This window comes from Clostridium sp. DSM 17811 (assembly GCF_018861905.1).
Classification (GTDB): domain Bacteria; phylum Bacillota; class Clostridia; order Clostridiales; family Clostridiaceae; genus Clostridium_AD; species Clostridium_AD frigoriphilum.
Genome location: NZ_JAHLDU010000015.1, coordinates 96,837 through 103,077, shown reverse-complemented (window position 1 = coordinate 103,077; position 6,241 = coordinate 96,837). Strand labels below are relative to the sequence as shown.

Annotated in this window: 3 protein-coding genes, 1 tRNA gene, 1 rRNA gene and 1 other annotated feature; all 5 genes read right to left on the bottom strand. The window is 31.7% G+C overall.

The window, feature by feature from the left end; translation table 11 throughout:
- A 16S ribosomal RNA gene (locus tag KPL44_RS17300) occupies positions 1–338 on the bottom strand; the annotation flags it as partial.
- 629 nt (positions 339–967) lie between these two features.
- Positions 968–2,347 carry a UDP-N-acetylmuramoyl-L-alanine--D-glutamate ligase gene (gene murD / locus KPL44_RS17295; protein WP_216252718.1) on the bottom strand — a complete coding sequence of 460 codons (1,380 nt, stop codon included), beginning with the start codon at positions 2,345–2,347 and terminating at the stop codon, positions 968–970.
- 280 nt (positions 2,348–2,627) lie between these two features.
- Entirely contained in the window at positions 2,628–4,019 is a 1,392-nt protein-coding gene (locus tag KPL44_RS17290) for a glycine--tRNA ligase (RefSeq protein WP_216252717.1), read from the bottom strand.
- Positions 4,020–4,062: 43 nt separating this feature from the next.
- Positions 4,063–4,227, bottom strand: a binding site (T-box leader).
- A 99-nt stretch (positions 4,228–4,326) separates the two neighbouring features.
- Positions 4,327–4,401 (bottom strand) — tRNA-Asn (locus KPL44_RS17285).
- Positions 4,402–4,570: 169 nt separating this feature from the next.
- Entirely contained in the window at positions 4,571–6,055 is a 1,485-nt protein-coding gene (gene lysS, locus KPL44_RS17280) for a lysine--tRNA ligase (RefSeq protein WP_407935023.1), read from the bottom strand.
- Positions 6,056–6,241: the final 186 nt, after the last annotated feature.

The window sequence follows — 6,241 nt, the reverse complement described above, 5'->3', positions numbered from 1 at the left end:
CGTGTCTCAGTTCCAATGTGGCCGATCACCCTCTCAGGTCGGCTACGCATCGTTGCCTTGGTGGGCCTTTACCTCACCAACTAGCTAATGCGCCGCGGGTCCATCTCAAAGTGAAATAATCCGAAGACTATTCCTTTGATGTTAAGATCATGCGATCAAAACATATTATGCGGTATTAATCTCCCTTTCGGGAGGCTATTCCCCTCTTTGAGGCAGGTTACCCACGTGTTACTCACCCGTCCGCCGCTAATTGATCCCGAAGGATCGCATCGCTCGACTTGCATGTGTTAGGCACGCCGCCAGCGTTCGTCCTGAGCCAGGATCAAACTCTCAATTTAAAAGTTTACACTTTTTTAGTTGAAATAATTAATCTGCGCCAACTGTTAAGTTGGTTAGCAAGCTCATTACATACTTTTTAGTCTTACGACTAAAATATTACTTTTACTAAAGTAATTGACTGGTTAAAATAAAATATTATTTCATTTCTTTACCTATTTCTCTGTTTAATTTTCAAAGACCAATTTGCTTTGTCATCATGTGATGACTTTTACTATTATAAATCTTTTTTAATTCATTGTCAACCATTTAAAAACAATTAATAATAAATTTTATAAAATCACTAATCACTCTAAGTTAATTTATAACTGTGTGTTCCAGCGACAATTAATATAATATCATATGTATAAAACACAATTTGTTTATTTTTCCCCGTTTTACCTATTTATTTTCATTTTTATCCTTATTTCTATCATATCTTCGGTTTTACTCATAATGATACGCTTGGAGCGTTTGTTATTGATTTAACACCACTGTATATAAAAATTTATATTATATGTTAATTATCTTAATTGACATTCATTAAAATCATCTCATTATTAGCTATAATAACATTTTATTCTTATAAATAAAATAAAAACTCCAGTGATTTTTACCGAAGTTTTTATTAATGCCTATTATAATATACTTTTTATTTTAATGCCATTACTATTTCCTTAAACTTATTACCACGTGCTGCAAAATCCTTAAACATATCAAAGCTTGCACACGCTGGCGACAATGTCACAATATCCCCAGGTTTAGCAACCAATTTAGCTTTGAGTATTGCTTCATTAAAATCTTCAACAAGTATAATTTCTAAAAATATTTTCTTCTCCTTTAACATTGACTCAAAAACTTCTTTTATTTTATATTTAGTGGCACCTACCAATATTAGTGTTTTAATATTCAGATAAGCTTCCTCCGCTAGTGGTTCAAAAGGTATTTTCTTATCATATCCACCTGCAATTAATATAACCGGCTTTTCAAAAGCTTTAAGACTTGCTATTGTTCTCGTTGGAGTAGAAGCTATTGAATCATTGTAATACTTAACTCCCTCTACTTCACGCACGAACTCGCCTCTATGTTCCACTCCTATAAAAGTTGTCGCAACCTTTCTCATGCTTGCGACCGATGCCTCTTCCTGAGTCGCACAAAAGGCAGTTAATAAGTTTTGCACATTATGCATCCCTTTTAATTTAATCTCATCAAGGTTACATACTAAATTATTCATAATGAATAATTTATCATCTTGAAAATATGCACCGTCTTCCACCTTATCTATTATACTAAAATGCTTAACTCTACCCATTGCTTCTTTTCTTAATTCATAAGTTAAATCGTTATCCTTATTAAGAATAAGAAGATCCTGATCACTTTGATATTTGAATATGTTTTTCTTTGCATCTATATATTCCTCTATATTCTTATGGATATCCAGATGATTTGGGCTTAAATTTGTTACTACTGCAACATCTGTCGAAACATTCATTGTCATAAGTTGAAAACTTGATAACTCTAATACTACTTTATCATCTTTAGTTATTTCTTCAATGTTTGCAAACAATGGATTTCCTATGTTTCCTCCAACCCATGTTTTATAACCCTCGCTTTTTAATATATTATATATTATTGTTGTTGTTGTTGTTTTACCATCACTACCAGTCACACCAAAAGTTTTTGCAGGACAATACTTTATAAACTCTTCCATTTCTGATGTTATATATGTGCCCTCTTGCTTCGCTCTTAAAAGAGCAGGATTATCTATTCTCATAGACGGTGTTTTAAAAATAACATCAAATCCCGTTAAATCATTTAAGTAATTTTCGCCTAAAATTAATTTAACTCCATCTTCCTTTAAACCTATTGCTGCCGCGCCAAGCATGTTTTGATTTTTCTTATCAAACGCCGTAACAGTAGCCTGTAGTTTCACCAAAAAATGTATTAAAGGAATATTGCTAACCCCTATACCTACAACTCCAACTTTCTTGCCTTTTATAAATTCTTTAAACTCGCTAAAATTCCTTTCCATATAACCCTCCATGTAATCTTTATATATTTCATATTATATTATCAATTTCGCATAATTGTTTATATTAATTATAACACTTAAATCACAATGTGCGACGATGTTCATAATCCTCTTTACCGCATATTAATATTTATTTTAATATAATAAATGTTGTTTAAGTTATTCTACAAAAAAATAGCGCATAGTATAAACATAGACTATTTAAGCCTGCCTTCATACCACACACTATACTTTAGCTCAAACTGCTAATTTTCATTTAAACTTCTGGTTCCTCTTGTATTTAAAATACAAGCTTTTCTTCTATAAACTTTTCAAGTTCACCTATGCTTACTCTTATTTGAAGCATTGTGTCTCTATCCCTAATCGTTACAGCATTATCTTCTAAAGTATCAAAATCTACAGTTATACAATACGGAGTCCCTATTTCATCTTCTCTTCTATATCTCTTTCCTATACTCCCAGCTTCATCGTAATCTACATTAAATTTCTTGCTTAGCATATCAAAAACCTCAAGAGATTTCTCTGATAATTTTTTGCTGAGTGGCAAAACAGCTGCCTTAAATGGTGCAAGTGCTGGATGCAAATGAAGCACCGTCCTTACGTCTCCACCCTCAAGTTCTTCTTCATCGTATGCATTAACTAAAAATGCAAGAACAACTCTATCTGCTCCAAGTGATGGCTCTATACAATATGGTACATATTTTTCATTAGTAATAGGATCTAAGTAACTTAAATCATTTCCTGAATGTTCCATATGTTTCTTTAAATCATAATCAGTTCTATCGGCAATTCCCCATAATTCTCCCCATCCAAAAGGAAACAAGAATTCTATATCACAAGTAGCATTGCTATAAAATGATAATTCCTCTTTATCATGGTCTCTAAATCTTAAATTTTCTTTCTCCATTCCCAAGTTATATAAGAAGCTAGCACAATGTTCTTTCCAATATTTAAACCATTCTAAATCTGTACCTGGCTTACAAAAAAACTCCAATTCCATTTGTTCAAATTCTCTTGTTCTGAAAATAAAGTTTCCTGGTGTTATTTCATTTCTAAAAGCCTTGCCTACCTGACCTATACCAAATGGGATCTTTTTTCTTGATGCCCTTTGAACATTTTTAAAATTTACGAAGATACCTTGAGCAGTTTCTGGTCTTAAATATATATCCGATTTTCCATCTTCCGTTATTCCTTGAGATGTTTTAAACATTAAATTGAACTTTCTAATATCAGTGAAATTATTTTTCCCACATTTAGGACATACTATTTTATTTTTCTCCAAATAATCTTTTAACTCTTCATTTGTCCATCCATCAGCAGTAGCTACTTCTGCTCCAAGACTTGTCATATGATCTTCCACTAATTTATCTGCTCTAAATCTAGCTTTGCATTCTTTACAATCCATTAGTGGATCTGAAAACCCTCCAACATGACCTGTTGCAACCCATACTTCAGGATTCATTAGTATAGCGCAGTCAACTCCTACATTATACGGACTTTCCTGAACAAATTTTTTCCACCAAGCTTTTTTTACGTTATTTTTAAATTCAACTCCTAAAGGACCATAATCCCAAGAGTTAGCGAGTCCTCCATATATATCAGATCCCGGAAATACAAACCCTCTAGTCTTGCACAAAGTAACGATCTTATCCATGCTTTTTTTTAATACCATTTTAATACCTCCTAAATTTTCAATAAAAAAAAAGGACTATACCGTAAGGGACGAAATTTACTTCCGCGGTTCCACCCTTATTGGCACATGCCCTACTCTAAGTTTATACACTCAAAAGTTCCTTTCACAATAATACTTTGATTGTTTGCACTAACCACAATCTCTCTTATAAAGTATTACTACTACTCTTCTTTATCATAGTGAAATATTTTATTATATTAATGTATCATTAAATCTCATATTATGCTTAATTTATATACTCATAGTATTAACATTAATTACTATAATATATATTTCAAATAAAAAATGGCTCCGCGAAAAGGATTTGAACCTTCAACCTATCGGTTAACAGCCGAGTGCTCCACCGTTGAGCTATCGCGGAATAACATTGTTTTTAACTATAATGGTATTATACCATATATGATTTAAAATGCAATAGTTTATTTCTATTAAAACAAAATATTTAAAAATCACTAAGTTAATATTTTATATGTTAATCTCTATATTAAAAATAAAAGGGCATTTTAGATTAACTAAAATACCCTTTTATATTACTGAATTGGTTTCATTGTAGGGAATAGTATAACATCTCTTATTGAATAAGCATCAGTTAGGAACATTACCAATCTATCAATTCCTATACCAAGGCCTCCTGTTGGTGGCATTCCTGTTTCTAATGCGCTCATAAATTCTTCATCTATTAAATAAGCCTCATCATCGCCTAATTCTCTTTCTTTAGCTTGTTGCATAAATCTTTCTCTTTGAACAACTGGATCATTTAACTCTGAATATGCATTGCAAATTTCTCGTCCAAATATAAAACCTTCAAATCTCTCTGTAAACTCTTCATTCCCTCTCTTCTTTTTTGTAAGAGGGGATATTTCTACAGGGTAATCGCATAAGAATGTTGGTTGAATCAATTTTTCTTCCACATATACTTCAAATAACTCATTTAAAATATCTGCTTTTGTACAATCTTTTAATTCTTTTTTAAATTCTAGATGTTTTTCTTTAGCTATAACCCTAGCTTCTTCATTCGTAGCTATTTTAGTAAAGTCCACACCTGAATATTCTCTTACTGCATCTACCATAGTAATTCTTCTCCATGGTGGTGTAAAATCTATTTCAGTTCCTTGATAATTTACTTTTGTTGTTCCATGAATTTTTTCACAAACATAAGCTATCATATTTTCAGTGATTGCCATCATATCATTGTAATCTGCAAAAGCTTCATATAATTCTATCATTGTGAATTCTGGATTATGTCTTAAATCAGTTCCTTCATTTCTAAAGTTTTTACCCATATCATATACTTTTTCAAAACCAGCAACAATAAGTCTTTTTAAATATAACTCTGTAGCAATTCTAAGATACATATCAATGTCTAACGCATTATGATGTGTCATAAATGGTCTTGCTGCAGCTCCTCCTGCTATTGGTGATAGTATTGGAGTTTCAACTTCTAAAAAGCCTTTATCATCTAAAAATTGCCTAATAGCCTTGACTATCTGTATTCTCTTTAAAAAAGTATCTTTAACTTGTGGGTTAGATATTATATCTACTTCTCTTTGTCTATATCTTAAGTCAGGATCTTTTAATCCATGCCATTTTTCTGGAAGCGGTTTTAGGGCTTTTGCTATTAGCTGAAAATCAACTATATGTAGTGATATCTCTCCAGTTTGTGTAACAAACGTTGTTCCAGTGACACTTAAAAGATCTCCTATGTCAAAACTTTTATATTCTTTTAATTTTTCTTCACCTACTGCATCTATTTTTATGTATAATTGGATTCTTCCATATCTATCTTGTAAATCAGAAAAACCTGCCTTGCCATGAACTCTTTTAGACATAAGTCTGCCTGCTACAATAACCTGAGTTCCTTCCAATTTCTCATAATTTTCCTTAACCTCTTGAGATGTATGAGTTCTCTCAACTTTGTACACATCAAATGGATCCTTGCCTTCTTCTTTTAAAGCAGATAATTTTCGTCGTCTTATGGTTACCTGTTCATTATATTTAGATTCAAGTTCATGCATGCTTTTTTCATCGTTCTTTTCTTCATTCTTTTTTTCGTTTGACATTACTACCCCTCCTGCTTTTCTCTAGATCAGAAAATAATTATTAATAATTAAGTCTACCACAGTTTCTATATATATGTGTTTTATATATGTATATATTTCTTTAGGGTACCTACCAATTATAAATTGTTAAGTACCCTTATT

What these genes read in the sequence shown, in the direction of transcription:
- KPL44_RS17290 (WP_216252717.1), bottom strand. Translation starts at nt 4,019, where the DNA reads ATGGTATTAAAAAAAAGCATGGATAAGATCGTTACTTTGTGCAAGACT.
- lysS (WP_407935023.1), bottom strand. Translation starts at nt 6,055, where the DNA reads ATGCATGAACTTGAATCTAAATATAATGAACAGGTAACCATAAGACGA.
- murD (WP_216252718.1), bottom strand. Translation starts at nt 2,347, where the DNA reads ATGGAAAGGAATTTTAGCGAGTTTAAAGAATTTATAAAAGGCAAGAAA.